General features: G+C 63.4%; 20 protein-coding genes. 6 read left to right on the top strand and 14 right to left on the bottom strand.

Annotated features, from left to right (window positions below):
• The first annotated feature begins 59 nt into the window (after positions 1–59).
• Entirely contained in the window at positions 60–764 is a 705-nt protein-coding gene (locus tag ABIE35_RS13255; RefSeq protein ID WP_354515533.1) for a phosphatase PAP2 family protein, read from the top strand.
• Here ABIE35_RS13255 and ABIE35_RS13250 read toward each other — a convergent pair.
• The 8 genes from ABIE35_RS13250 to ABIE35_RS13215 all read right to left on the bottom strand — a co-directional run bounded on the left by ABIE35_RS13250 (position 709) and on the right by ABIE35_RS13215 (position 13,874).
• Positions 709–1,896 carry an MFS transporter gene (locus ABIE35_RS13250; RefSeq protein ID WP_354515531.1) on the bottom strand — a complete coding sequence of 396 codons (1,188 nt, stop codon included), beginning with the start codon at positions 1,894–1,896 and terminating at the stop codon, positions 709–711. The genes ABIE35_RS13255 and ABIE35_RS13250 overlap by 56 nt on opposite strands.
• A complete protein-coding gene (locus ABIE35_RS13245) occupies positions 1,893–2,660 on the bottom strand; it encodes a DeoR/GlpR family DNA-binding transcription regulator (protein WP_354515529.1) in 768 nt (255 codons plus the stop codon). The genes ABIE35_RS13250 and ABIE35_RS13245 overlap by 4 nt, the downstream gene beginning before the upstream one ends.
• 144 nt (positions 2,661–2,804) lie before the next feature.
• Positions 2,805–4,487 (bottom strand): ABC-F family ATP-binding cassette domain-containing protein, encoded by a 1,683-nt coding sequence (locus ABIE35_RS13240; protein ID WP_354515527.1) that lies wholly within the window; start codon positions 4,485–4,487, stop codon positions 2,805–2,807.
• Positions 4,488–4,575: 88 nt separating this feature from the next.
• Positions 4,576–5,832, bottom strand: a complete 1,257-nt coding sequence (locus tag ABIE35_RS13235; RefSeq protein ID WP_354515526.1) for an FAD-dependent oxidoreductase — start codon at positions 5,830–5,832, stop codon at positions 4,576–4,578.
• Between the two features lie 14 nt (positions 5,833–5,846).
• Positions 5,847–7,835, bottom strand: a complete 1,989-nt coding sequence (locus ABIE35_RS13230) for a penicillin-binding transpeptidase domain-containing protein (RefSeq protein WP_354515524.1) — start codon at positions 7,833–7,835, stop codon at positions 5,847–5,849.
• 106 nt (positions 7,836–7,941) lie between these two features.
• Positions 7,942–11,793, bottom strand: coding sequence for an NPCBM/NEW2 domain-containing protein (locus tag ABIE35_RS13225; RefSeq protein WP_354515523.1), 3,852 nt, complete (start codon positions 11,791–11,793; stop codon positions 7,942–7,944).
• 150 nt (positions 11,794–11,943) lie between these two features.
• Positions 11,944–12,600, bottom strand: a complete 657-nt coding sequence (locus ABIE35_RS13220) for a response regulator (RefSeq protein ID WP_354515521.1) — start codon at positions 12,598–12,600, stop codon at positions 11,944–11,946.
• Entirely contained in the window at positions 12,597–13,874 is a 1,278-nt protein-coding gene (locus tag ABIE35_RS13215) for a sensor histidine kinase (RefSeq protein ID WP_354515519.1), read from the bottom strand. Before ABIE35_RS13215 ends, ABIE35_RS13220 begins: the two co-directional genes overlap by 4 nt.
• A 195-nt stretch (positions 13,875–14,069) precedes the next feature.
• On the opposite strand from ABIE35_RS13215, the gene ABIE35_RS13210 reads away from it, so the two are divergent.
• Both ABIE35_RS13210 and ABIE35_RS13205 read left to right on the top strand, forming a co-directional pair.
• The gene (locus ABIE35_RS13210) at positions 14,070–15,149 is read left to right on the top strand and encodes an ABC transporter permease (RefSeq protein WP_354515517.1); all 1,080 of its coding nucleotides are present in this window, start codon (positions 14,070–14,072) and stop codon (positions 15,147–15,149) included.
• 24 nt (positions 15,150–15,173) lie between these two features.
• Positions 15,174–15,878 (top strand): ABC transporter ATP-binding protein, encoded by a 705-nt coding sequence (locus ABIE35_RS13205; RefSeq protein ID WP_354515515.1) that lies wholly within the window; start codon positions 15,174–15,176, stop codon positions 15,876–15,878.
• Positions 15,879–15,885: 7 nt separating this feature from the next.
• Here the strand turns inward: ABIE35_RS13205 and ABIE35_RS13200 are convergent, their stop codons facing one another.
• Positions 15,886–16,284 (bottom strand): winged helix-turn-helix transcriptional regulator, encoded by a 399-nt coding sequence (locus tag ABIE35_RS13200; protein ID WP_207595570.1) that lies wholly within the window; start codon positions 16,282–16,284, stop codon positions 15,886–15,888.
• A gap of 83 nt (positions 16,285–16,367) precedes the next feature.
• Between ABIE35_RS13200 and ABIE35_RS13195 the strand changes: the two genes are divergently transcribed.
• Entirely contained in the window at positions 16,368–16,973 is a 606-nt protein-coding gene (locus tag ABIE35_RS13195; RefSeq protein ID WP_354515514.1) for an NAD(P)-dependent oxidoreductase, read from the top strand.
• A 6-nt stretch (positions 16,974–16,979) separates the two neighbouring features.
• Here the strand turns inward: ABIE35_RS13195 and ABIE35_RS13190 are convergent, their stop codons facing one another.
• The 5 genes from ABIE35_RS13190 to ABIE35_RS13170 all read right to left on the bottom strand — a co-directional run bounded on the left by ABIE35_RS13190 (position 16,980) and on the right by ABIE35_RS13170 (position 22,891).
• Entirely contained in the window at positions 16,980–18,425 is a 1,446-nt protein-coding gene (locus ABIE35_RS13190; protein WP_354515512.1) for a phytoene desaturase family protein, read from the bottom strand.
• A 6-nt stretch (positions 18,426–18,431) separates the two neighbouring features.
• Entirely contained in the window at positions 18,432–19,928 is a 1,497-nt protein-coding gene (locus ABIE35_RS13185) for a glycosyltransferase family 87 protein (protein ID WP_354515510.1), read from the bottom strand.
• Positions 19,929–20,091: 163 nt separating this feature from the next.
• Positions 20,092–20,232, bottom strand: a complete 141-nt coding sequence (locus tag ABIE35_RS13180) for a hypothetical protein (RefSeq protein WP_181151794.1) — start codon at positions 20,230–20,232, stop codon at positions 20,092–20,094.
• 611 nt (positions 20,233–20,843) lie between these two features.
• Positions 20,844–21,425, bottom strand: a complete 582-nt coding sequence (locus ABIE35_RS13175) for a histidine phosphatase family protein (protein ID WP_089597061.1) — start codon at positions 21,423–21,425, stop codon at positions 20,844–20,846.
• The gene (locus ABIE35_RS13170) at positions 21,422–22,891 is read right to left on the bottom strand and encodes a CCA tRNA nucleotidyltransferase (RefSeq protein WP_354515507.1); all 1,470 of its coding nucleotides are present in this window, start codon (positions 22,889–22,891) and stop codon (positions 21,422–21,424) included. Before ABIE35_RS13170 ends, ABIE35_RS13175 begins: the two co-directional genes overlap by 4 nt.
• A gap of 196 nt (positions 22,892–23,087) precedes the next feature.
• On the opposite strand from ABIE35_RS13170, the gene ABIE35_RS13165 reads away from it, so the two are divergent.
• Positions 23,088–23,591, top strand: coding sequence for an NUDIX hydrolase (locus ABIE35_RS13165; protein ID WP_026005276.1), 504 nt, complete (start codon positions 23,088–23,090; stop codon positions 23,589–23,591).
• Positions 23,592–23,617: 26 nt separating this feature from the next.
• Entirely contained in the window at positions 23,618–25,630 is a 2,013-nt protein-coding gene (murJ, locus tag ABIE35_RS13160) for a murein biosynthesis integral membrane protein MurJ (protein WP_354515506.1), read from the top strand.
• Positions 25,631–25,638 lie beyond the last annotated feature (8 nt).

Below are 25,638 nucleotides of genomic sequence, written 5' to 3'. Positions count from 1 at the left end.
TGCACACCCCCACTGAGGGGCTGCCCATGCCGTCAGCCTGCCGTGGCTACGATGAATGGATGATTCGTGTCCTGCTTCCTCGTCAACAGCCCGGGTGGCAACTGGTTGTCCCGGCCGTGCTGCTTCTCTGCGCCTTCATGGTGCCGGGCGTCATGATCATGGCCGGGCAGGGCGAGCCTGCGTTCAACGGCGTTGACACCACGTGGCAGACCTTCGCTTTCACTCTGCACTCACCGTTCTGGGACGGTGTGAACGCGGTACTCAACTGGGCGGGCTACGCCGGGATCCTGGCGTTCCACGTGGTGCTCGCCCTTGCGCTCGTGGTTTGGCAACGGCCCATGGGGGCGGTCTTTGCCGCAACCTCCGGCATCACGGCACTGGCCCTCACACAGCTGGGCAAAGCAGTGGTGGGTCGGGACAGGCCCCAGGCCGCCCAGGTCCTGACGGATACCGGTTCATACCCCTCGGGACATGTGTCGGCCACCACCGCGTTCCTCATGGTGTTGGCCATCCTTATGGGCCGTTGGTGGGTTACCTTAGTGGCTGCCATTGGTGTCTTGGCCATGATGGTCAGCCGCACCTACCTCTCGGCACATTGGCTCAGCGATGTACTTGGCGGCGCTTGCCTGGCAGCCGGTGTTGTCCTGATCATGTGGTGGCGGTTCAGGGATATATGCGTCAAAGAGAATGACTTGGCAGATGGCCGGACTATTTGGGCGGCAAGGGCTTCGCGACGCCGGCAAGCAGGAGAGCGAGCAAAATAGGCGCTCCGATGGCCAGCAATGCCAGGTGGATTCCTGTGTGGTCGCCCAGGTAACCCAAGAGGGGTGGCCCCGCCAGGAAGGCGACGTAGCCGATGGTGGAAACCACGGAAACCCGTGCAGCGGCATGCTTGGGGTCGTCCGCAGCGGCTGACATGCCCATCGGGAAGGCCAGCGCTGCACCGATGCCCCACAATGCCGCACCCACACCGGCCAGGATGACGTTACCGGCGAAGACAAACAGCGCCAGGCCCACAGCCGCTGCCGCCATGCTGGCCCGCAGGACGTTTACACGGCCAAACGTGTCGATCGCTTTGCCGCCGAAGAACCGCATGATGGTCATCGCCAGGACGAAGAGCGCGAACAGCAACGCACCCGTGGATTCGGAGGCGCCAAGCCCGTCCACAGCAGCCTTCGCGATCCAGTCGTTGCCCGCGCCTTCGGTCAAGGTGGCACCCAGGACTACGACGCCGATCAGCAGCGTCCTGCCGTCCCGCCAAGCCGAAGGTCCCTTCGCAACCGGAGCGCCGTCGTCGTGAACTTCTGCGGCCTCATGCGGAAGGAAGTACTTGGGGACCGTCAGCGCCAAGGCAACGGCAATGGCTGCGATAACCAGCAAGTGTTGCGGGAGGCCGACGCCAAGCTGGGAAAGACCTGCGCCAATCAGCGCTCCAAGGAACGCTCCGCCGCTGAACGCTGCGTGGAACTGCGGCATGATGGTGCGCTTGAGCCGGTGCTCAACGTCCGCGCCCTCAATGTTCTGGGCTACGTCCCACAGGCCGATGCCGATACCGAAGAAGAAGAGAGCAATCGCCGTCGCCGGAACAGAGGCGGCCATCAGCGAGAAGGCGATGGCCGCCCCTGCGGCTCCAGCGACGATGCCCGCCACACGAACCGTATTGGCCGTGCCGATCCTGCCAACCACCCAGCCGGCCGACGGCAACGCCAGCAAGGATCCGACGGCGGTGCAGAGCAGCAGGGTGCCCATCTGGCCTGACGTCAGGCTGAGCGCCTCCGTCACTGCCGGAATGCGTGCAGCCCAGCTGGCAAACACCAACCCGTTCATGCCGAAGATCAGGAACGTCGCCACCGCCGCGGCATTGACGTTGGTGCTGCTTCTGGTGTTGGTGGTCATACAATCACAACTTCCACGGAGAGTTTATTGAGCCGGGCAAGATCTTCTGGGGATGGTTTCTGGTCGGTCACGATCACGTCCACGGCGTCCATGGCTGCGACCAAAGCTACTGCACTGGCATTCCATTTGCTGCCAGCGGAGGCCACAACCACGCGCGCTGCGGATTCCAGGCCGGCGCGTTTCACGGCCGCATCATCAAGGTCATGGGCCAGCAGTCCGTCCTTGAGGTTGAGTGCACACGGGGTCACGACGGCGGTGTCGAACCTGAGCGAGCGGACGTTGGCTTCTGTCATGGGTCCCCGGAAAGACTGCTCCCCCGCGATGAGGCTGCCGCCGGGAAGGATAAGCTGCGGCGCCCGGCCGGATTGCTGCCCTGTCAGGGCCTCGACGCCGTGGAGGGACATGGGCATCACCGTCAGTTCCCGCTTACCCAACCGGCGCGCGATCTCCGTGGCAGTGGATCCGCTGTCCAGCCACACATGCTCGCGGTCGTTAATGAGTCCGTCAACGGCCTCAGCAATGCGCGTCTTGGCTTGGTGGTCTTCCAATTCACGTTGGCCGTAGCCAGGGTTCTCGCCGCGTGCCAGCAAGCTGCGGGCGCCGCCGTGGATGCGTTTCAGCACTCCGTTGGCGGCAAGGATCTCCAAGTCGCGGCGAATCGTGGCACCCGATGCTCCCGTGGCGTCCACGAGTTCATCCACGGTGGCTTGTTCGCGGGTGCGCAGCAGCTCGCCAATGAGCCGGTGGCGGTCAGCAGTTCCCATTCCTCAACCGTAGCAATGATTGCGCATTTAATCATCATTGGTGATCATTTGCTCATCGGCGCTCTCTCACATCCCATGGGTTAAAGCGGAACGCTCCTGCAGCAAGTGCAAGAGCGTTCGCGGAAAACCGGCGGAAGGTGAGGGTTACCGGGCGCGCTCCACCCGCTTCTCATCCCAGACGGGTTCTTCGGATTCGTAGACCTTTCCATCGGACCCAAAGATCATGAACCGGTCAAAGGACTTGGCGAACCAGCGGTCGTGCGTGACCGCAAGGACGGTGCCTTCGAAAGAGTCGATGGCACGCTCCAAGGCCTCACCGGAGTGCAGGTCCAGGTTGTCGGTTGGCTCGTCCAACAACAGCAGGGTGGCGCCGGACAGTTGCAGCAGCAGGATCTGGAAGCGGGCCTGTTGGCCACCGGACAAGGATTCATACTTCTGTTCGGACTGACCAGCCAAGCCGTACGAATCCAAGGCGCCGGCTGCCGCCTCGCGGGCGAGTCCGGAGCGGTGCTCATCGCCGCGGTGCAGGATCTCCAGCAATGTGCGGCCCAGAAGATCCGGACGAACATGCGTCTGCGCGAAGAACCCGGGCCTGATGCGGGCGCCCAGCTTCACGGTCCCTTCGTGCGGCACTTCAGCAATCACGACGTCGGACACCGGCAGGTGCTCACGCTCCGGATCGGTACCACCGGTGGCAAGAAGGCGCAGGAAGTGGCTCTTGCCGGAACCGTTGGAGCCGAGCACGCCCACACGGTCACCGAACCAGATCTCCGTGGAGAACGGCTTCATGAGTCCGGTCAGTTCGAGCTTCTCAGCTACTACGGCACGCTTGGCCGTTCGCCCACCCTTGAGGCGCATCTTGACGTTCTGCTCAATCGGCAAGGCCTCGGGTGGCCCGGCTTCCAGGAACTTTGCGAGGCGGGTTTGCGCAGCTTGGTACCTGTTGGCCATGTCGGAGCGGAAAGCGGCCTTGTTCTTGTACATGTTGACGAGTTCTTTGAGCTTCACGTGCTCCTCGTCCCAGCGCTTGCGGAGTTCCTCGAACCGGGCGTTACGGTCCGCACGTGCCTCCACGTAGGATCCAAACCCGCCGCCATGGATCCAGGCCGAGGCGCCGTTGATACCCGGCTCGAGCGTCACGATGCGACCCGCCGCGTTGTTCAGCAGCTCACGGTCGTGGCTGATGAACAGCACGGTCTTCTTGGACTCGTTGAGCTTCCCCTCCAGCCAGCGCTTGCCGGGGACATCCAAGTAGTTGTCCGGTTCATCCAGGAGCAAGAGCTCGTCCGGACCGGCAAAGAGCGCTTCCAGCACCAAGCGCTTCTGCTCGCCGCCTGAAAGGGTCGAGGCACGGCGGAACTGCGCTTTGTCGAAGGAAATCCCCAACGCAGCCATGCACACTTCATCCCAGACGGTCTCGACGTCGTACCCGCCGGCATCTCCCCAGTCCACGATCGCCTGGGCGTACTTCATCTGGGTGGGCTCGTCGTCGTGCTCCATCATGGCCAGCTCTGCGTCCTCAACCGCCTTGGCTGCAGCCGCGAGGCCCGCCTGGGCAGTGGAAACGAGGAGGTCGCGGACGGTTGACTCGTCACGGACCTGGCCCACGAACTGCCGCATGATTCCCATGTTGCCCGACCGGCCCACTACACCTTCGTCCGGCGTGAGGTCACCGGCGATGATCTTGAACAGCGTGGTCTTGCCGGTTCCGTTTGGTCCGATCAGTGCAGTCTTGGTGCCGTCGGGGACCTTGAAGGTCACCCCATTGAGCAGCTGAGTGCCGTCGGAGAGGAAATAGTCGATGCCGGAAACGTCAATATGGGCCACGTTTCAATCCTCCCACGGCGCGGTATTAACGCTCGACGGCGACAGTCGGCAACGCTCGACGACGGCAGTTGGTGGCGGAACCACCCGCCTAAGGCTTCCTCCGCGCAAAGGCCGGCGCATGCTCGGGGCGCGGGCCGAAGGCGATCATTCGAGCGGGCAGCTTCCCGAACCCGGGGAAATTCCGCGCAACAAAGAGCAACGGCTTGGGAGGTTTCGGCTGCTTACCCGCCATGACCTGTGCGAACACCACACGATGCAACACCCGCTGGAAGGACTGGATCATGACGGTGGGAAGCCAACGCCGCTTCTGGACCGCGGCGAGGTGGCCGTCGTCGAGCCTTTCCCGCAGCAACGGCGAGGCGAGCACGCGCGCTGCTGCCACAGCGTCCTGCACTGCGAGGTTGATGCCCACGCCGCCAGCGGGCGACATCGCATGGGCGGCGTCCCCTATCAGCAACAACCCCGGCTTGTGCCACCGGGACAGCCTGTTGAGTTTCACGTCCAAGAGGTGGAGGTCGTCCATGGCGGCAATGGTGTCCACACGGTCCGCAAGGTCCGGTCGCAGCCTGGCTACCTTAGTGCGGAAAGCTTCCACCCCTTCAGCCCTTAACTGAGGATCCAAACCCTTGGCCGCCAAGTACGCTATCTGGTGATAATCCTTGCGGGTCAGGCTCAGCAGGACATCTGAAGTGCCAAAGCGCGGCGCAATGGAAGCTACCGGCTGGTCCTCGTTTGCGGTACGCGGGAGCCGGAACCACCAGGTATCAAACGGCACGGGAAATTCGTGCGGGACCAGTCCGGCCTTCGTCCGGAGAATCGAGCCGCGACCATCACAGGCCACCGTCAAAGGAGCCCGTAGTTCGCCGCTCCCCACAACAGAACCAGTCCGCGGATCACGGGTTCCGTACGTCAGTCCAACCACAGCCCCCGAAGCGTCAGTCAGCAGGTCCGTCGCCTCCGTATTCATCAGCAGCGTGAAGGTAGGTTCCTGCCGGGCCGCATCCACCAGGAAGTTCAGCAAGTCCCATTGCGGGACCATGGCCACGTAGTTGTAGGGCGCCTTGAGTCGTCCAAAGTCCGCGAGGACCACGGAGTCGCCGGATCCTGCGGGTAGCCGGAAATTCCCCAGTTTGCTCTGGGGAAGGGCACGAAATCCCTCACCCAGCCCCAGCTCGTCCAAGAGCCGGATCGTCGAGGCGTGAACGGTATCGCCCCTGAAATCACGCAGGAAATCGGCGTGTTTCTCCAGCACAGTCACCTTCACGCCGGCGCGGGCAAGCAGCAGTCCCAGGACGATTCCGGCCGGCCCTCCGCCCGCCACCATACACTGGGTGTCTGCTGCCATGGTCAGCCTCCGGTTCAGCCCGCCGCGGTCAGGAACGACTTCAACAATGGCCCGCTGGTGGTGGCACCCAGCCCGCCGTCTTCAACAAAGACTGAGACTGCCAGGTCTCCGTGAGTCGCCACGATCCAGGCGTGGGTCTTGGGTGGGTTGTCGTTGCCGAATTCCGCGGTGCCCGTCTTGGCTCCCACGGGCGCGCCGGGAACCTCGGCCAGGAACCCAGCGTGCCCGGACGTGACCACGGCGCGCATCATGTCGGCCAGTGACGCGGCCTCTTCCTTGGTGATCGGCTGGGTGGACGCCGGTGCAGCGCTTGCCGTAGTGGAAGCGGACGACGGCGCGGCGGAGCCGCTTTCGGTTGGGGCAGCAGTAGCGCCGGGGTCCTGCGCGGCGGCGGCGTTCAGCACGAGCTGCGGTGAAACCGGGGCCCCGTTGGCGACGGAAGCGGCCATAACGGCGGCCGAAAGTGGCGAGAAGAGGACCTTGCCCTGGCCGATCATGGAGGCGGCGTGCTCGGTTCCTTCGGCGGCCCCGGGGACCGAGCCAAGGAAAGCATCCGCGCCCAGCTTGGGGGCTTCAACGGCCACACCCAAAGCCTGGGCAGCCGATTCAAGTTGATCCTGACTGACGGTTTCACGGGCGTTGATGAACGCGGTGTTGCACGAGTGCGCAAACGCGTCCCTCAAGGCGACGGAGCCCAGTGATGTTTCGGGGTAGCCTTCGGCGTTCTTGAAGGTGCGGCCGTCCACATTCAGCGTTGAGGGGCACTCCACCTTGGAATCCGGGGTGGCACCATTGCGGAACATCGCCAGCGAATCAACCATCTTGAAAGTGGATCCGGGTGCGTACTGTCCCAGGAGCGCAGTGTTGTAGCCGTTGCTGCCCGGACCGGAGGCAGCGGCAAGAACGGCGCCTGTCGAGGGCCTGATGGCCACAATGGCGGAAGCCGGTTCGATTCCTGCCAACGTTGCTTCAGCCAACTGCTGAAGCTTCAGGTCCAGGGTGGTCTTGAGCGTAGTGCCCGGCGCAGGAAGGGACGAGAAGAACACCTTGGTGCCGAGGGTTTCGCCGTCGGTCTTTTCAGCCGGGGTGGCCACCACCTCCACGCCATCCTTGCCGCGCAACAGGGAGTCGTACTTTTGCTGCAGGCCGCCGGTCCCCGTGGTGTCTCCGGCGCGCAGGGCTCCATTGGATTTCTCTATCTGCTCAGCGCTGGCTTGGCCTACGCTGCCCAAGAGGGCGCGGGCAAAGGTGCGTGTGGGTGCAAGCGCCATGGAGTCCAGGATGCTGACGCCGCCGGCAATAGCCTTGATCTTGGCCTCAGTGATCTCAGCTGTATAGGCGCGGAGGACGAGGCCCTCAACGAAAGCCTGTGGGCCGGAGGCGGCAACCTGCTTGGCATACTCTTCGGCATCCAGGCCGAGCAGAGCTGCCATGGCACGGGCAGAGGCGTCCGCTTGTTCAGCGGGAACCTTGGTCTTGTCGATGCCAACCCGGAAGACCGGACGGTCCTCAACAATAGGAGCGTCCCCCGCGCCAAGGATCTGGCCGCGCTGGGCGGCAACGGTCTTGACCGACAACGTCTCGCCGTCGGAGAGTTGCGGCGCCAGCAGGGCCGGGCTCCACTGAACCGCCCATTTGTCGCCGGACTTCTTCAGCGTGGCATCGGAGCTGTACTCCCATTTTGCCGAGCCAATGTTCCAACTGTAGTTAAGGGGGAAAGTTGCGGTATCGCCGTCGAGTTTGACGTCTCCCGAAGCAACCGAGGGCTTCGCGCCCAAGCCCTCAAAGACGGCTTTGAGTTCATCATTGGCCGCGGCAGCGTCCTTGCCCTCTACGGCGAGCGATCCGACGTCGAGGGCTGCCAGGGAGGACGCGAGCTGCTTGGCAGCTCCCTCCGCACCGGCGCGGCCGTCATCGCAGGCCGTCAACGAACCAGCCATCACGAGCGCTACAAGACCAAGGACAAAACCCTGCTGCATTTTCAGTTTCCCCATTTGGCACATTATGCCCCGTTCCCCTGACAGTTTCTTGTTGTGCCCGGGAAGCGGACAGCCGCCGCCTGCCAGCCCCGGGAAAGAGCGGCAAGCGACGGCTGCCTGGAACATCCAACTACGGAGCGCAGGTGAACTTGGCATCACCCCAGACACCGTGCGCGCCATTGATGGAGCCGGACGGATCCACCACCAGTTCCACGTACGCCGCTCCTGTCAGGTCAACAGACACCGATTCCGGAGCGAACCCCGGGGTGTAGGTGCGCGACTGGTACTTGTTCACGCCGTCGGCATTGACCTTGAAGATGATGTTGCCGCCGAAGCCGCTCTCGAGACCCACCTGCGAGGTAAACGAGGTGCACTTGCCGCCAAGGTAATACGTGATCTTCGAGGCAGCGTGGACCCCAAGACCCTTGGTGAACACGGGCTGCTGTCCTGTTGCCGGGTCTGTGTAGTTGATGGCCAGCGGCTTGTCGGGGGACGATGCCGAGTCCTTGTTGGCCACGTTCTTGCCGATCACGCCGTAACCATTCAAGGCCTGGACCCACGGGGTTTCGGAGGCATAAACGGAGCCCACCGGAACGTCCGGCAAGGGCTGTGAGGTCACCTTCCAGTCGAAGAACTTCACCCGGGTGTCTGTCGGCAACGTGACGGATGCCAACTCCTTGGTGGGGTTCAACCGGACAGTGTTGGAGAACGCCTGATACTTATACTGCGTGTACTCCGGTGAGGGACCGTTGGCGTTGTTGCGGCCCTGTTCAGACACCGCCAGGACAGCCCCGTTGAGGACGGACGGCTGCAGCCAGTTGGGGAAGAAGATGGACTGTTTTTCCATGCTCCCATCGGCATATGTCAGGGTCAGGGTTGGGCTGGTGCCGTTGCCCACCGCGGCAGACCCAAGGACGGCCAAGTGCGTTCCCTTGCCCGTGACAGCGATCGTCTGGGCAGAGAGCGCCACGGAGTTGGGCACGTCCGGTCCAACGGCAGGCCAGGTGTAGTCCACCTGTGTCGGCTTTCCGGCATCCACCGTTACTGTGCTCCCCGGACGGACGCCGCCAGCAGGAACCGTAGCGGCAGCCAGTTGCTCGGCAGCGAAGGTGGCCCCTCCGCCGTCGAAGTTTCCGAGGGCCTTGCCCGCAACGGTGGTCACCGAAACGGTGTTGTATGCGGCAGCCAAGGAACCGTAAGCGACGTAGATTTGGTTGCCGCCCGTCACCGTTTGCGTGCTGGAGCCAGAAGCAGCGTACGACGCCGACACCCGCACGGTCTGTTGGCCCGCCTTGGCGCTGGAGCCGGGTTTGATGACGAACGTTGCCGTGGTTGTCGCGCCACCTTCGACCTTGGCCGCAGTGGCACCGGAGGAAGAGACCACGGTCCAGCCTTCCGGGAGCACCGGCGTCAGGACCACATTGGTCTTGGCCTTGGTTCCGGTGTTCACGAACGCCGCTGTGGCAGTGGTTTCCTGGTCCTGGAAGACCTGCTCGCCGGTGGTCACCCGGACTTCAGCAGCCGTGTCTTCCTGGCTCTTGCCGCCCAGCGGGCCTGCCTGCTGGAGTTGCACGGTGGCCGACTGGTTGGAGGCAAGTGAGCCCGTCTTCACCCAGATGGTGCCGTTGTTGGCTTCGTCGAAGTACCAGCCCGTGGTTGCTGCAGCATAGGCGGCCTGGGTGGAGTGTTGGGCAAGCTTGGTGCCGCCGATCTTCACATCCTTGGGTGCTGCGCCCGCGTGGACCTTCAGTTCGTATGGCCGGGCTGCGGCCTTGCCGGTGTACTCGCCCTTGCGTTCACCAATGGACACCTTGACGCTGCTGTTTCCAGTGCCTGGAGCGTCCACGGAGAAGAGCTGGCTGGACGACTTGCCGTCCTTGAACTCGCGGGTGACCTTGTCGTCTTCGTACAGGGTGAATGTGTCCTGGCCCTTGGCGTAGACATCCAAAGTGATCATGGAATCTTCAGGAACCAAGGAAGCGTTGCGGGCCACGATGCCTTGCGGGATCACCGCTCCTGCACGAACGAAGACCGGGAGCTTATCCAGCGGCGCGTTGTAGCCGTTGAGGATCTGGCCGCCCTGGTAGAGCTTGCCTGTCCAGTAATCCACCCACTGCTGGCCTTCGGGAAGGAAGATGCCGTTGCGGACATCGGTCTGCGTAAAGACCGGAGCAACCAGGAAATCCGAGCCGAGCATGAACTGGTTGTTGGCCTCGGCTCCATATGACCATGGCTGGTCAGGGAACTCGAGGGCCATGGAGCGCATCATCGAAACGCCGGTGGTGGAGGACTCCTGGGCCAGCGTGTAGATGAAGGGCATCAACTGCTGGCGGAGCTGCAGGTACTGGCGGTTGATGGCCGTGGCCTCGTCGCCATAGAGCCACGGACGCTTGTCCGTAGCGGCCCAGCCGGACATGGAGTAGAGCGCCGGGGCAAAAGCCTTCCACTGAAGGTCGCGGACGTAGGACTCCGCGGAACCACCAAAGATGCCGTCAACGTCGCCCGTGGTGAACGCCAAACCCGAGTTGCCGGCACCGGTGAGGGCGGAGACCTGCCAGCGGACGGCGTCGAGGTTTCCTGAATGGTCACCCGTCCACTGCATGCCGCAACGCTGGGAGCCGGCCCAGCCCTCAACCATCAGCGAGGTGCCGCGGGCGTTGGAGTATTGCTCGATTCCGCCGTGCGCAGCTTCGCACCCGGTGAGCGCTTGGCGGTAGCCTTGGCCCACCCAGGCCACGTCGAGCTTCCGCAGCCGGACGCCGGCTTCGCCCACTTCGTATTCCTGGTTGGTCAGGGAACGCTGGGTCCACAGGCCAACTTTGAGGTCTGTTTCTTCCTCGACGTTGCTGACGGTTTCCGGGAGTTGCTGGTACTCGCAGCCGTAGCCGTCGTTGACCAGCATCCAGCCGGCGGGCATGTCGTTCTCTACGAACTTCCGCGCGGTCTTGATGGCGTCCGGAGTGCGCTGCTTGGCGCCGTCGGGATCGCCGTAGCCGGAAGAAGAATAGCCCGGATTGGACCGGTTGTAGCAGTCAGCATCGCCGTATTCCAGAGCGTAGACCGGAGGCATCATCGGCTTGCCGGTCAGCGTGGTGTAGGCGCCCAGCGACTGCTTGTAGTCGCCCACGAAGTAATAGGCGTCAAAGCGCTTTTCCTCGTGGGTGGTGGTGGGCTGCCCCGCAAAGTTGTAAGAGCCGCGGGCAAAGGTGTCACGAAGGACGCCGTAGCCGTTGGAGGACATGTAGTACGGCACGGCATTGGGGTAGCCGTCGTCGTCCCAGTCGAAGTTCTTGGCGATGTTGATCAGGGCGCCGGTGTGCACGGAGCGGCCGTTCTGCATGCCGCCACCGATGAACTGCTCCCCATCCTGCTGGGCGAGGTGCTGCGTGGCGGAGTTGGCGCCGAAGGTGATGGGTGCGGATTCTTCAAGGACCAGTGAGCCGTCAGCCCGGACGACGCGGAGTTGGGTGGTGGCTTTGTTGATCCCGACGCTGATCTTTGCGGTCTTCAGGACCAGCCAATCACCGTCAGTGACAGCAGGCGTGACGCCCGGGAACTTGTCTTTGCCCACCACGATGTTGGCGGTCCTGGCCGGGTCGCCCTGGTCCGAGTTGGCGGGGTCCGTGAACGTTCCACTGGGGTCAGCTTCCAAGCGGAAGTTGCCGTCGTCCAGGAAGGTGACGCGGATGGCGCCCTTTTCGGTGGAAAGGTCTACGACGTTGCCGGCCTGGGTAAAACCCGTCACCGCGCCGAGAGGTACTCCGGCGGCGTCGACAGGTACTTCGGGGGTGACGGATTTGATGGCGGCGGGATCGCCGGGAGCGGCATTCGCAGCATCAGCGAAGGACAGTGCGGGAATGGCTCCCGCTAGGAGTAATGAGGCGAGGCCGAGCGAAGCGGCCTTCCTGGCTAGCGAACCTTTTGTGGTGCGTCCGGAACTGTTGGGGACAGCTCCGGACAGACCCAAGGAGGGTGCGGACATGTGGGGCCAACTTTCGACGAGTGATTTTTCGTGATCTAACTCATAGCGAAACGTGCACTAATCGTCACCGCAAAAAGCCCAAAGGTCAACCGTTTCACCAAAATTGATATACGCAACTAGGCCAGGGAAGGCCCGGCAGAGCGGCGGGACTCAGTGCCCGCGGATGATCCTGCGCTGCGTCGCAACGGCAATGGCAGCCGTGCGGTTATCCACCCCGAGCTTGGAGTAGATGTGCACCAGATGTGTCTTCACAGTGGCCTCTGAAATGAAGAGCTGCTTGGCCATGGCCCTGTTGCTCATCCCCGTGGCGAGCAGCTCCAGCAGTTGGACTTCGCGGGCGCTCAACGCCGGGGCAGGATTCCGGATGCGGCCCATAAGACGTGCAGCAACCTCAGGCGCCAGCGCAGTTTGACCGGCGGCCGCCGACAGCACCGCCTGTCGGATCTGTTCGGGCGGAGCATCCTTGAGCATGTAGCCGCTGGCACCCGCTTCCACCGCCGCAAGGATATCGGCATCGGTATCGTACGTGGTCAGAATCAGCACAGGCGGCGGGGGAGTTCCCGCCTCGCCCGCCTTGATTTTCCCTGTGGCTGTGACCCCGTCCATGCCACTGCCCATCTGCAGGTCCATAAGCAACAGGTCCACCGGCTCACCGAGTGCGTGGAACTTGCCCAACTCAGCCAGCGCCGCATCGCCGTCGGACGCTTCTGCAACGACCGTGACTCCCGGGAAGTCCGCCAGCATGGCGCGGAGTCCGGCCCTCACCACGGGGTGGTCATCCACCAACAAGACCCTGATTTCGCTCATGACACACCATCATCTGCCGGCAGCGGCATACGAATGGCCACCACCGTTCCTTCGCCGGGCGCCGATTCAATCTCCAGGCTGCCTTCCAGTGCGGCCAGCCGCTCACGCAAACTCCTGAGTCCGACGCCGGTGCCGTCACCACGCACCGTACCGGCCGCCGTCGATGCCTCAAATCCGACGCCGTCGTCGAAAACGTCCAAGGTCACCTCTTCGCCCAGGAAGGACAGCGTCACGACGGCGGCACGCGCGTGGGCGTGCGCCCACACGTTGGCGAGGGAAGCCTGGACGGCCCGGAGCAGGGTGGTCTGGTACGTGTTCGGCAGCTCAACGGGCGTCCCCACCAGCTGGAACCGGCAACGCAGGGCGGTCCCCCTGGCAGCGGCTTCCGTCTCCGTCTTCCCGCACAGCCTGCGCAGCGTGTCCACCAGGCCGGACTGCTCCAGATCGGGCGACCGCAGGCCCCGGACGAAACTCCGCGCCTCCGCAAGATTGGTCGACGCCGTGTCTTGGACAATCCTCAAGCGCTCCTTGGCCGCCTGCGGATCCCCGTCATCCAAGGCCTTCTCCGCGGACCTGCCCATCAGGATGATGCTGGAGAATCCCTGGGCCAGGGTGTCGTGTATTTCGCGGGCCAGCCGTTCACGCTCAGCCAGCATGCCGGCGTCGTGCTGGGTTTGCGCGAGTTCAGCGCGCGTCCGCCGGAGATCGTCTGCAACGGTTCGCTGGTTCTCGGCTTCAAGGAACAGCGCCCGGTAGGCCAGCCCGGTGACCACCGCAAAGACGGCTCCAAACACCGGGCCCAGGACCATGGCCAGCTGCAATCCGCCGCCTGCCGCTCCCCGGCTATGGAACCACAAAGCACCCACCAGCAGCGCCGTGCTCAGTGCAATTGCGGGGAGGGCAAGCCTCCGGGGGAGCAGGTGAAGCAGCAGGAAGAACAGTGGGAATGCCACCCAGGCGAAGTCCCCACTGACCAGCAGGAGCAGCAACCAGAGCAGCATGACCGCGGCCAACCACCACCGCGCATACGGCGTGGGGTTGAAGCGGGAGGCATCGCCGGCATGGCGCTTCTCAAGGATTGTGCCAGCGAGGTACACCAAGGCCAGCACGGCAGATAACCCCAGCCCCGCCGCCACGGCCACCGGTGATGGCGCTGTGGTCGTGCCAACTCCGGTCAGCAAGCGAATAACCGCCACCAGCAGCAGCACCGCGAAGCCGACGTGCAGGCACACCCGCAGCACGCGGAGGATGGTGGCGGCGCCGGTGGACTGCATGCCTCCCAGCGTATCCCCGGCAACTCGCCGCAGGCCTCGGCTTCGGCGTCCCGCCGCCTGAATCAACCATTTGGATGATCGCCATCCCAACCCCTTGTCGCCGGCTGATCCATCCGGCTCCCGATGTGCCCGGGAACCATCGTTGGAATCGTTGTAAGTACCGGGATCAAGCCCGTGTTCAAGCAAAGGATTCTGATGTTTCTCGCCATCCGCGACATCCGTTTTGCCAAGGGCCGCTTCGCGCTCATGGGCAGCGTGGTCGCCCTGATCACCTTGCTCCTCGTCATGCTGTCAGGGTTGACGGCCGGCCTTGGCAACCAGTCCACGTCGGCCATCGCGGCGCTGCCCGCGCAGCAGATCGTGTTTGGCGCTCCCGCCGGAGGTGAGCCGAAGGCGTCGTACACCGAGTCGGAGGTTTCCACGAACCAACTCGAGGCCTGGCGGGAACAGCCAGGCGTCACCTCGGCCCAAGCAGTGGGGATCAGCCAAACCCGGTTCCAGTCCTTGGACGACTCCGGTGCCCCGAGCGGCACTGCCAACGTTGCGGTCTTCGGCGGTGGCCCTGCCCCAGCCACGGTGAAGGACGGAACAGCGGTCATCGGCGAATCCCTGGCCAAGGATCTGTCCCTTTCTCCCGGCAGCCGTGTCAGCGTTGGCGGCACGGAACTGGCCGTGGCCGACGTTGTGGCGGACCAGTGGTACTCGCACACCGGCGTCATCTGGACAACCCTTGAGTCCTGGCGGACCGTCGCGCACGCGGCACCCGGTACCGCTACCGTTCTCGCCATAACGCACGACGCCGGGCCCTCCTTGGACCTCGACGGCGCCAACGCGGCGGCAGGCACGGTGAGCACGGATCCCGTGGGTTCTTTTCAGGCACTTTCCTCGTATAAGAGCGAGAACGGCTCACTCATGCTGATGCAGGCTTTTCTATACGGCATCTCCGCACTGGTGATCGTTGCCTTCCTGACGGTCTGGACCGTACAGCGGACCCGCGATATCGCCGTGCTCAAGGCTTTGGGCGCGTCCTCGGGGTACGTTCTGCGCGATGCCCTGGCCCAAGCCGCCATAGTGCTCCTGGCGGGCGCAGCCGTGGGCGGTGCCATTGGCCTGGCCGGGGGAGTCTTCGCCGCGCAAGCCGCTCCCTTCCTCATCACTCCGATGACAACCCTGGTCCCCGTCGTGGGAATCGTGGTGCTGGGGTTGGCCGGCGCGGTTCTCGCGGTCCGCAAAGTCACCTCCGTCGATCCGCTCCTCGCCCTCGGCGGCAATTGATACATTCCCTGAAAGGAATACACTGTGCCAACCGCATTGAACCTCGTCAACGTCTCCCTGGAGTACCCGGATGGCGGCTCCGTCCTGAAGGCTCTGGACGCCGTCAACCTCACCGTCAGCGGTGGTGAGTTCCTCTCCTTGGCGGGTCCCTCCGGATCCGGAAAATCGTCCTTGCTCGCCGTAGCGGCCACCCTGGTCAAACCCAGTGCCGGGCTGGTCGTCATCGATGGGCAGGACGTCTCCGCCCTCAAGGAGGCCGACCGCACGGCGCTTCGCCGGCACAAGGTGGGCATCATCTTCCAGCAACCAAACCTGCTTCCCTCGCTGACCGCCGTCGAACAATTGCTGATCCGCGAGCACCTGCGGGGCAATCCGCTGAAGGAAGCCCGCCGCACGGCCGAGGGGCTGCTGGACGTTGTGGGCCTGTCCATGGCGGCGCACAAAAGGCCCCATCAGTTGTCAGGGGGACAGCGTCAGCGGGTGAACATTGCCCGGGCGCTCATGGGCAACCCCACCGTCCTGCTGGTGGATGAACCAACTGCTGCACTGGATCACGAGCGCAGCGAGTCCATTGTCCGGCTGCTGCGACGGGTGACGGATGAGTTCTCCACGGCCACTGTCATGGTCACCCACGACACGGAGTTCCTACCCCTCACCGACGCCGTCGCCACCATGCGCGACGGGCGAATCAGCCCCGCGCTGGTCCCCGGCGCGAGCCCAACTAAGTAGCAGTTGATCAGTTGGGTGAACGGAGAAGGGCCTCGTCCTGGGCGTCGTCATAGGCGTCGCGGGCTTCGAGGATGGTGGGCACATGGGTCTCGGCCCAATGCCGCAACATCGTCAGCGGGGGCAGCAGGGACTCGCCTAAAGCCGTCAGTTCGTAGTCAACCCGAGGCGGTACCTGCGCGTAGACGGTCCGCGTAATGAGGCCGTCGCGCTCCAAGGCGCGCAGGGTTTGCGTCAAGACCTTTGGAGTCACGACGTTCACCATTTTGCGCAGTTCCGAAAAACGGACCGGCCCGTCGCCAAGCACTTGAATCACCAATGAGGCCCACTTATCGCCGATGCGCTGGAAAACCACCCGCGACGGACAGTTGGGATCCAGGACATTGCCGGCCAGGTCTTTAGTATCCATGAGGTAACCCAGTTCCTTTGAAGCTATCAGTATCCGGTGGATACCGTTGTGTTATTGCAAGGATACCAACTCCAAGGAGAGCTATGAAAATCGCAGTCTACGGCGCAACGGGCATGGTCGGCAGCCAGATCGTCAATGAGTCCATCACCCGCGGCCATGAGGTTACAGCCATATCCCGCAAGGGCGCAGAGGTTCCCGGCGCTGCCGCCCAGGCGGCGGATCTGGCTGACGGCCCGGCGTTCGCCTCCATCGCAAAAGAGCATGACGTCGTTGTGCTGGCTACGGGCCCCAGCCGTACGGGCGGCGACCATGGCGAATGGCTCGATGCCATGGCTACCGCCTACAGCAATGCCGAAGGAACGCGGCTCATGATCGTCGGCGGTGCCGGCTCCCTGGAAATCGATGGCGTCCGCCTGCTCGACTCCCCGGACTTCCCGGAGGCCTACAAAGCTGAGGCGACCACCGCAGCCAGGGCCCTCGAAGCCGTGAAGCAGGCCCCGGAGTCCCTGGACTGGACAGTCCTCGCTCCTGCCCCCGTCATCCAGCCGGGTGAGCGCACCGGCGAATACTCCGTGGCCAAGGATTCACCGGCCGGTGGCAGCATCTCCACGCAGGACTACGCCGTAGCCATGCTGGACGAAATCGAAAGCCCGGCACACCGCCGCGCACGCTTCACCGCCGCCAACTAGCCCAAACTAAAGCCCCAGGCCCAGCCCGGGTACCCGCGCACCAAAGATGTCTTTGAGGGCATGTTTCGCTGCGTGGTACCCGGGCATTCCTGTAACACCCGGACCAGGCGGCGTGGACGACGAACACAGATATACGCCCGGCATCGGCGTCCTCCATGGCACGTTGGACACCACGGGCCGCTGCACCAGTCCGCGCAGGTCCAGGAGTCCGGCGCTGAAGTCGCCCCCAACATAATTCTCGTTGTACGCGGCCAATTCTGCCGCCGTCGTGGTCTTTGAAGCGACCACCACGTCGCGGAAGCCGGGGGCGTACTGCTCAATCCGCGCCGTCACGGCCTCAGCCATGTCCACCGTGGAATGGGCAGGTACATGGCAGTATGACCACAGGACCTGGCGGCCCTCCGGTGCCCGGGTGGGGTCCACCACCGATGGTTGGGACACCAGGACGTACGGCTCGGCGGGATGCTTGCCCATGTCCACCAGGTTCTCGGATTCAGCCATGGCAAGCCGTGAACCACCCACGTGGACCGTTCCCGCCTTCGCCAGTCCGGGATCCAACCATGGAACCGGTCCCGACAGGATGAAATCCACTTTGCATGCTGCATTCCCGAACCGGAATGTTTCGAGTGCACGCCGGTAGCGGTCGGGGACTTCAGTTCCGCCGAGCCTCGCCAAGGTGGGGGGAGCGACGTCCAGCAGGATGGCCTTCGCAGGCCGGACCTGATCCAGTGAGTCGACGCGTTCACCCACGTGGATGGTCCCACCGTGGGCCGTCAGGTCGTCTGCCATGGCCGTCGCGATGGACATCGATCCGCCCACCGGAATGGCCCAGCCTTCCGCGTGGGCCAGCACGCTGAGGAGGAGGCCCGCACCGGTGGAACTGAGCGACGGCTGAGACCCGAGGGCGTGCGACATGACTCCCGTCAACAGCGCAGGAGCCGCTTCCTCCCGGAAACGGCGGCTCCACAGTGGCGTCCCCTGGTCGAGGGTGGCAAGCCCGAACAGGACGGCCGCCACGGGGTCCTTCGGCATACGCAACAGCTGGTTGGAGGTAAAGTCCACAACTCCGTTGACACGCTCCACCAAGGGCCCAAGAAGCCGTCCGTACGCCTCACCGTCTACGCCCAGTTCCAAGACCGTCCGTTCCAGCGACTGGTAGGCCAGCGCCGCGCCGCCTGTGTCCAGGGGAGTGCCGTGCTGGACTTCCGGAACCCGCAGGTCTATCCGCCGGGAAAGCTCGAAGGCGCGGAAGAACGGAGACGCCAGGGCCATGGGATGGACAGCGGAGCAGACATCGTAGAGGTAGCCCGGTTCCAGGAGTTCACTGGTACGCGAGCCACCGCCGATTGCCTCCGCGGCCTCGTAAAGGCGGACGTCCAGTCCGGCCCGCGCCATGACCACTGCTGCGGCCAGACCGTTGGGACCGGCTCCGACGACGGCGACATCACCCATTGCTGGTTACCTCCGCTCGCTGGACTGCTGGGGTTTCGATGGCAGGGTGGCCGAGCTCCAAGGCAACAAAGACCGCGAGGGACGGAAAAGGTCTATCCGGAGCCAATCCGGGGCCCCGTTGAAGGGCCCTCCATGAGGATCGTCTTCGCCATGGATGCGCAAAGGGTCCTGCACGGGATCCCAGATATCCATGACTACTCGTGCCATGAGGTAGGCGGTCACCGTCATGTGCAGGCCGACTGCCAGCACGTAGTAGGACATATCGATGTTGTGCTGGACGGAGCCGCCACTGGTCGCTTGGCCCAGGTACATCCAGATTGCAGCCCAATGCAGCCCCTCGGCTGCCTGCCAGATGAGGAAGTCGCGCCAACGCGGCCGGGCCAGAGCCAGGAGCGGGATGAGCCAGATGACAAATTGTGGTGAGTAGACCTTGTTGGTGAGGATGAACGCGGCAACTATGAGGAACACGAGCTGGGCGATCCGGGGCCGCCGCGGTGCACACAACGCCAAGGCCCCAATGAGTGCACACGCCAGGACGAACAGGTACAGCGCCAGCGAATTGATGGTGGCCGCATTCATTTGCGTCCACTGGACCCGGTCGGCCACCAGGTTGTAAGCAAACCACGGTGAGCTGTACCCGGCGGGGCGTTCCTGCGTGAATTCGAAGAAGTAGCGCCAGCCGGAGGGATTCATCGCGGCGATCGGCAGGTTCACTGCGAGCCACGAGGCCAAGGCGGCCCCGGCCGTGATGAAGAATGTCCGGAGTTTTCCGGAACGCAGTGCCAGGACCAGCACAGCGCCAAGGACCAGTACGGGGTACAGCTTGGTCGCCGTCCCCAACCCAATGCACACACCGGCCAGCATCAGCTTGTCCCGTGAGAAGAAGTACATTCCCAGGGCCAGCAGCCCCACGGCCCACATATCCCAGTTGATAAAGCCGGCAAGGATGATCCCGGGCGCGACGGCTACCATGGCGGCGTCCCACGGGCGACGCTTGTTGATTCGTGCCGTCAGCAGCACGGTGATCATCCAGACGGCCACGATCAATGTTGCGTTGATATCGAAATAGCCCAGGATGCGTTCGCTGCCCACCCCTTGGCCAGGGACCATCAACGCCGTGATACCGGCGATGATTCCCATGAGGACGGGGTACTCGAACAGGCTGCCCTGGGTGAAGAAGGGGAAGATGCCATCGCCGAGGCCGCGGTTTTTGAAGAGCTCGGGGAAGTCGGAGTAGCAGGTGGCGTAGAACTGCCCGGGCGTTTGCCAACCATTAACGCGGCAGTACTCCTTGGCGAGAACTGCCAGTATCGCGGCCACCACGGTCAGGACGATGAGGACCCGTTCAACGGTGTACGGCCCGGAGGAGAGCTGTCCCGGAGACGAGTGCTTCCCCAAGGGCCCGCCAATGAGCTCCGTGAAGTTCCGAAGCAGGGAGTCGCTGCGGCTGGGAACCACAAAGCGGGCACGTTTTTGCTGCCGGTGCGGCTTCGTCTCCTGCATGGATCGAGCTTACAGTCACGCTTTGGCTGCAGCATCACACGCAGCAAACATCATCCCGCACCAACGCCTTTAAAAGGGGGGAGCCCACGCGTAGCCGCGTGGGCTCCTTGAGGTTCAGCATGAAGGTGTGGCACCTGAACTCCTTAGTGGCGGTTGCAGGGCATCAACGGATGAGTCCCATCTGGTGCAGGACAACGTAGACGTCTTCACGGCGCTGGTCCAGCAGTTGGCCGTTGAACAGCGTGCGGTCCTTGGGAGCATTGGTGCTCTTGAAGAAGCGCATGTCTTCCGGGCGTTTTCGCATGGTTCACCTCCTTTCCGGGATGAAAATCGGAATTTGGGCACAGCAATTAGAGCCTATGAACTCAAAAGAATTCGTGGCGTAAAAGGGCACAAATAGCCGAGGCTAATAAGGGGATAAAAGCGGACCGAATCAGGAAAACCCGAATCGTCGTGCACAATTGCGCGTGCTTCCGGCAGTCGACCCAACAAGAAGCTGGTTCCGAACTTTGGGGAAACTGCGCACCCGCGGCATGCTGCGTGGGTCCGCGCCTACAACTGACTACTCAGAAGGGCAACCACAGAGAGTGGCCGACCATGAAACTCCGCCGGCGTCAGGGCCGGTCCGGATGGTTCAGGAGTGGGTCAGAGAGCAAAAATGGCGTCGATCATCAGCAGAGGCCGGGGCAGCAGTGACGGTCAACTTCCGTCCGCTAGTCAAAGTAATCATTTTTCCCAACCTCCTTTTCTGGCTGATAAACAGCCTGCTGTGGCATTGTCCCGGCTGACTGAACCGAGGAATGCGCGCCTGGTTCCCGGCGGGTCGCTCTGGGAACAAGATATAAGCTACCCCATCAACCGGGGATTTGACCAGCACAAATGGCTAATTCGCCAAAAGTTTTCTAAATTCGTGTTCTAGAGGCCCCAACGCACAATTGCCGGCGTCCGCTTATCCCACCCGAGAGTGCAGACTTTTGCAGTTCCGAGAATGAAGTGCCGGCCTTCGCGGGCATCCATTTCCAGCCATCGCGCGGTGAGGATCCTGGAGAAATGCCCGTGTGCCACCACCAGGACATTGTCCATTCCGGATTCCAGGACGCGTCCAATGATCTTGTCGGCCCGGGCGGCTACTTCATCCAGGGTTTCACCGTTGGGCACACCATCGGTCCAGATGAGGTAGTCCGGGTTGTCCTTGCGGATGAGGTCGGAGCTAATGCCTTCGTAGTCGCCGTAGTTCCATTCGACCGCCAAGGGCTCGTGCACGGCTTCCGGGTAGCCGGCCAGTTCCGCGGTGCGACGGGCACGGCGCAGCGGCGAGGTCAGCACGAGGTCGAAATCGATGCCCTCCAGGACCTTGCGGGCCTCTACCGCCTGCTGCTCACCCTCAACAGTGAGGGGAAGGTCAGTCAGGCCGGTGTACTGGCCGCTCTTGGACCACTCCGTCTCGCCGTGGCGAAGGATCCAAAGTTGCGGACGTGGGGAAGTCGCAGCGTTCATGAAGGCTCCTCAGTTTCGGTCAAAGGCTCGACGACGGCGGATTCGGGTTGCGCTTCCCACCAAGCCAAAAGCTTCTGCTCGGCTTCTTCGGGGGACAGTGGTCCGTGTTCCATGCGTTCTTCGAGAAGGAACTTGTAGGCCCTGCCCACCACGGGTCCGGGCTTGAGCCCCAAGAGTGCCATGATCTGTGCTCCGTCGAGGTCGGGGCGCACAGCCGCCAGCGACTCCTGCTCCAAGAGCGTCCTGATGCGCTGCTCAAGGTCATCGTAGGCGAAGGACAAGCGGTCGGCCTTGCGCTGGTTACGCGTGGTGACGTCGGACCGGGTGAGGCGGTGCAGGCGCTCCAACAGGGGACCGGCGTCGGTCACGTAGCGGCGGACCGCAGAATCACTCCAGCCCGCATCGCCGTAGCCGTAGAAGCGCATGTGGAGTTCCACCAGGCGGGACACTGCTTTGATCGACTCGTTGTCAAAACGTAGTGCCTTCATTCTCTTCGCCGTCAGCTTGGACCCCACAACATCGTGATGGCGGAAGCTGACCGCGCCGCCCGGTTCAAAACGACGCGTCGCCGGCTTGCCGACGTCGTGCATTAACGCCGCGAACCTCAGTACGAAGTCCGGGCCGGGCACTGGACCGTCAGGTCCCGTTTCCAGGGCAGCGGCCTGCTCCAGTACCTGCAGGGAGTGCTGGTACACGTCCTTATGGCGGTGGTGTTCGTCGGCTTCGAGCCTCAGGGCGGACACCTCCGGAAGCACGAACTCTGCGAGCCCTGTGTCCACCAGGAGGTCGATGCCCACACGCGGGTGCGCTCCGTTGATGAGCCTGACCAGCTCTTCACGGACGCGCTCGGCGGAGATGATCTTGATACGGTCTGCCATTTGCGACATCGCGAGCCGGACGTCGTCATGTACCGACACGCCCAGCTGGGACGCGAAACGTGCCGCACGCATCATGCGCAGGGGATCGTCGGAGAAGGATGCCTCGGGCGCACCGGGTGTGGTGAGCTCGGAGGCGTGGAGGTCGCGGACACCGCCGAACGGGTCCACGAGTTCCAGGCTGGGCAACCGCAGTGCCATGGCATTGATGGTGAAGTCGCGCCGCAGCAGGTCATCGGTCAGGGAGTTGCCGAACGCCACCACCGGCTTGCGTGAATCGGGGTCGTAAGCCTCCGCGCGGTAGGTGGTGATCTCGATCTGGAAGCCGCTCTTCTTCATTCCGATGGTGCCGAAGGCGCGTCCGATTTCCCAGAAGTTGTCCGCCCACTTCTTGATAACGGCGATTGTCTGGTCCGGCGTGGCGTCGGTGGTGAAGTCGAGGTCCGGGGATGTCCTCCCCAGGAAAAGGTCGCGCACGGGTCCACCCACCAGGGACAGCTCAAAGCCGGCATCGACAAAGCGCTGCCCGAGGTCGAGCACCACCGGATCGATGGTGAAGTTAACTGAAGAGCTGTCCAATACGTGCGCCATAGTTCCTTAAGCTTGGCAGATTTTTGCTCGGCATTGGGCCACTGTTCCATGCGAAATCAGGCATGTGTCCACGGAGCATCTCCTGCAGTCCATCTTGTGGCCATGTCCCGGTCATCACTCGAGGGCAAGAGTCGTTAGAGTGGACCTCATGGCCAACCCGATCCCGAGCGCTCCTGGCAGGAGGACAAACGCACCGTTGCCGTCGGCAATCGGCGCGCACGTCGCGCCTGCCCAGCAGCACCCGGTCCAGGCCTCGCTTCCCACTGTGGAGGAAGTGTCAGCGGGCGGCGTAGTAGTAGACACGTCCGACGGCGAACTCCGGGTTGCGATTATTGCCCGCCTTAATAGGGGTGGCCGGCTGGAGTGGTGCCTGCCGAAGGGCCACCCTGAAGGCCGCGAGAACAACGAGGAAGCTGCTGTCCGTGAGATTGCCGAAGAAACCGGCATCGAAGGCAGCATCCTGGCGCCCTTGGGCAGCATCGATTACTGGTTCACTGTGAGCGGCCACCGGGTCCATAAAACAGTGCACCATTTCCTGCTCCGGGCAACGGGTGGCGAACTGACCATCGAGAACGATCCCGATCAGGAAGCCGTGGACGCGGCGTGGGTTCCTATCCAGGAACTGGCACGCAAACTGTCCTTTCCGAACGAACGCCGCATCGCCGACCTGGCACGGGAAGTGCTGCCGGAACACCTCTGAGCCGGCTACGTGGGACGATAAAGGCGATGTCTGAAGCCAAAACCACCCAGTCCGTTCAGTCCGGAGAAGCCCGTTCCAGCGCCATCATGGCTGCGGGGACGCTGGTTTCCCGGTTCCTTGGCTTCGCCAAAACATGGATGCTGGGAGCAGCACTCGGCCTCGGTTCCACGGTCAATGACACCTTTATCAACGCTAACAACCTGCCCAACCTGATCTTCCTGTTGGTTGCCGGCGGCGTCTTCAATGCCGTCCTGGTTCCGCAGATCATCAAAGCCAGCAAGGCACCGGACCGCGGCGCGGACTACATCAGCCGCCTCCTGACCCTGGCGGTGCTGGTCCTTTTGGCCTTGACGGCGTTGGTCACCCTCGCGGCGCCGCTGGTCATTGACCTCACCACCCAGGGCTACTCCGAGCAGCAAAAGGCCCTCGCAGTCACGTTCGCGTTCTGGTGCCTGCCTCAGATCTTCTTCTACGGGCTCTACGCCCTCCTCACCCAGGTTCTGAATGCTCATGGAGCATTCGGGCCTGCCATGTGGGCCCCCATCCTTAATAACCTGGTGGCCATTGCCGGCTTGGGCATGTTCATCTGGATCCTCGGTTCCAACCTCACCAACCCGCACACCTTGGACAACTGGGGCCCCACTCAGACGTTCCTGATCGCAGGGTTCTCCACCTTTGGCGTGATCGCACAGACCGCCATTCTCCTCATCCCGGTCTTCCGTCTGCGCCTCGGCCTGCGACCCCGCTTCGGTTGGCGCGGTGTTGGACTGGGACAGGCAGCCAAGCTGAGCGTATGGACCCTGGCGACTGCCGCCGTCGGGCAATTGGCGTTCCTTTATGTCATGAGGATCGCCACCATTCCCGGTGCAGAGCGGCTCCGCCTGGACAACGCCGGGGATAAGGCCGCAGCTGCAGTCCTGCCCGGCAACGCGGTCCTGGAAGTCGCGAGCCAGCTGTACCTGCTGCCGCACTCGATCATCGCGTTGTCCTTGGCCACCGTCCTCTTTAATCGCATGACACGCGCGTCGCAGGATGGCAACAAAGCCGAACTTCGTGACGCCCTGTCACACGGCCTGCGCACCATGGCCGTGGCCACCGTCTTCGGCGCCTTGGCCTTGTTCGCTTTGGCTGGCCCGCTGGGCATGTTCTTCTCCGGAGGCAAGCCGCAGGACGGCGTCATGCTGGCCCAAACGCTGACCATCCTGGCCCTCAGCACCCCGTTCCTGAGTGCCAACTTCATGATGTCCCGCGTGTTCTACGCCAATGAGGACGCCCGTACACCCCTGTACGTCCAGCTGTGGCTGGCCGTGATCTACGTGGTGGGCGCGTTCTTCATCCAGTTCCTCCCGGTCGGCCAGATCATCTACGCGATCGCCATTCTTTACACACTGGGCAACATCCTGTCCGTGGTCATCAGCGTCATCTTCCTGCGCCGCCTGCTGGGCCACCTGGACGGCCCCCGGATCGCCAATTCCTACATCCGCATGGGCTACGCCGGCCTCGGTTCTGCGCTTGCGGGCGCCGGCGCACTCTGGCTTCTGGGCAGCTACCGTGCCGATGGTTTCGCGTGGAGCAGCCGCCCGGCCGCCCTGGTGACGGTGGCCGTCGTCGGGCCCGTCATGCTGCTCGCCTACCTGGTCCTGCTCCGCGTCTTCCATGTCACCGAACTCCGCGACCTCCTGCGGCCGCTCATGGGACGCTTCGGACGTGGCGCCCCCGCACCGGTTACCGGCGACGTTGTGAAACCCACGACGGCGGCACGCGCCACGGTCTCGGATGATACCGGTTTGATTCCACGCATCTCCGGCGAGTTCGACGCCGCGTCCTACCGTGCAGGTCCAGCTGTGGAACGCGTTGCTCCCCAGCCCGCCCCTGACGTTCCGGACGCGCCAAAAACCTATCTCCCGGAAGAGGACGCCCCCAGCACGGCCCGGGGCAGCAGGTTCCGCCCGCAGGTCCCGTTGCCAGGCCGACGCACCTACCAAGGCGATGCCGGGCGCAATCCATACTTCCCAACCCGCGGAAACCGCCGGAAGTGAGCCGGTGG

This window comes from Paenarthrobacter sp. 4246, from assembly GCF_040546855.1.
GTDB lineage: Bacteria > Actinomycetota > Actinomycetes > Actinomycetales > Micrococcaceae > Arthrobacter.
The sequence above is the reverse complement of the archived record's forward strand: the minus strand, read 5'-3'. Positions and strand labels throughout refer to the sequence as shown.

Excerpts from the sequence above, each read along its gene's own strand:
- ABIE35_RS13255 (WP_354515533.1), top strand. The coding sequence starts at position 60 with ATGATTCGTGTCCTGCTTCCTCGTCAACAGCCCGGGTGGCAACTGGTT.
- ABIE35_RS13250 (WP_354515531.1), bottom strand. The coding sequence starts at position 1,896 with ATGACCACCAACACCAGAAGCAGCACCAACGTCAATGCCGCGGCGGTG.
- ABIE35_RS13245 (WP_354515529.1), bottom strand. The coding sequence starts at position 2,660 with ATGGGAACTGCTGACCGCCACCGGCTCATTGGCGAGCTGCTGCGCACC.
- ABIE35_RS13235 (WP_354515526.1), bottom strand. The coding sequence starts at position 5,832 with ATGGCAGCAGACACCCAGTGTATGGTGGCGGGCGGAGGGCCGGCCGGA.
- ABIE35_RS13230 (WP_354515524.1), bottom strand. The coding sequence starts at position 7,835 with ATGTGCCAAATGGGGAAACTGAAAATGCAGCAGGGTTTTGTCCTTGGT.
- ABIE35_RS13225 (WP_354515523.1), bottom strand. The coding sequence starts at position 11,793 with ATGTCCGCACCCTCCTTGGGTCTGTCCGGAGCTGTCCCCAACAGTTCC.
- ABIE35_RS13220 (WP_354515521.1), bottom strand. The coding sequence starts at position 12,600 with ATGAGCGAAATCAGGGTCTTGTTGGTGGATGACCACCCCGTGGTGAGG.
- ABIE35_RS13215 (WP_354515519.1), bottom strand. The coding sequence starts at position 13,874 with ATGCAGTCCACCGGCGCCGCCACCATCCTCCGCGTGCTGCGGGTGTGC.
- ABIE35_RS13210 (WP_354515517.1), top strand. The coding sequence starts at position 14,070 with ATGTTTCTCGCCATCCGCGACATCCGTTTTGCCAAGGGCCGCTTCGCG.
- ABIE35_RS13200 (WP_207595570.1), bottom strand. The coding sequence starts at position 16,284 with ATGGATACTAAAGACCTGGCCGGCAATGTCCTGGATCCCAACTGTCCG.
- ABIE35_RS13195 (WP_354515514.1), top strand. The coding sequence starts at position 16,368 with ATGAAAATCGCAGTCTACGGCGCAACGGGCATGGTCGGCAGCCAGATC.
- ABIE35_RS13190 (WP_354515512.1), bottom strand. The coding sequence starts at position 18,425 with ATGGGTGATGTCGCCGTCGTCGGAGCCGGTCCCAACGGTCTGGCCGCA.
- ABIE35_RS13185 (WP_354515510.1), bottom strand. The coding sequence starts at position 19,928 with ATGCAGGAGACGAAGCCGCACCGGCAGCAAAAACGTGCCCGCTTTGTG.
- ABIE35_RS13180 (WP_181151794.1), bottom strand. The coding sequence starts at position 20,232 with ATGCGAAAACGCCCGGAAGACATGCGCTTCTTCAAGAGCACCAATGCT.
- ABIE35_RS13175 (WP_089597061.1), bottom strand. The coding sequence starts at position 21,425 with ATGAACGCTGCGACTTCCCCACGTCCGCAACTTTGGATCCTTCGCCAC.
- ABIE35_RS13170 (WP_354515507.1), bottom strand. The coding sequence starts at position 22,891 with ATGGCGCACGTATTGGACAGCTCTTCAGTTAACTTCACCATCGATCCG.
- murJ (WP_354515506.1), top strand. The coding sequence starts at position 23,618 with ATGTCTGAAGCCAAAACCACCCAGTCCGTTCAGTCCGGAGAAGCCCGT.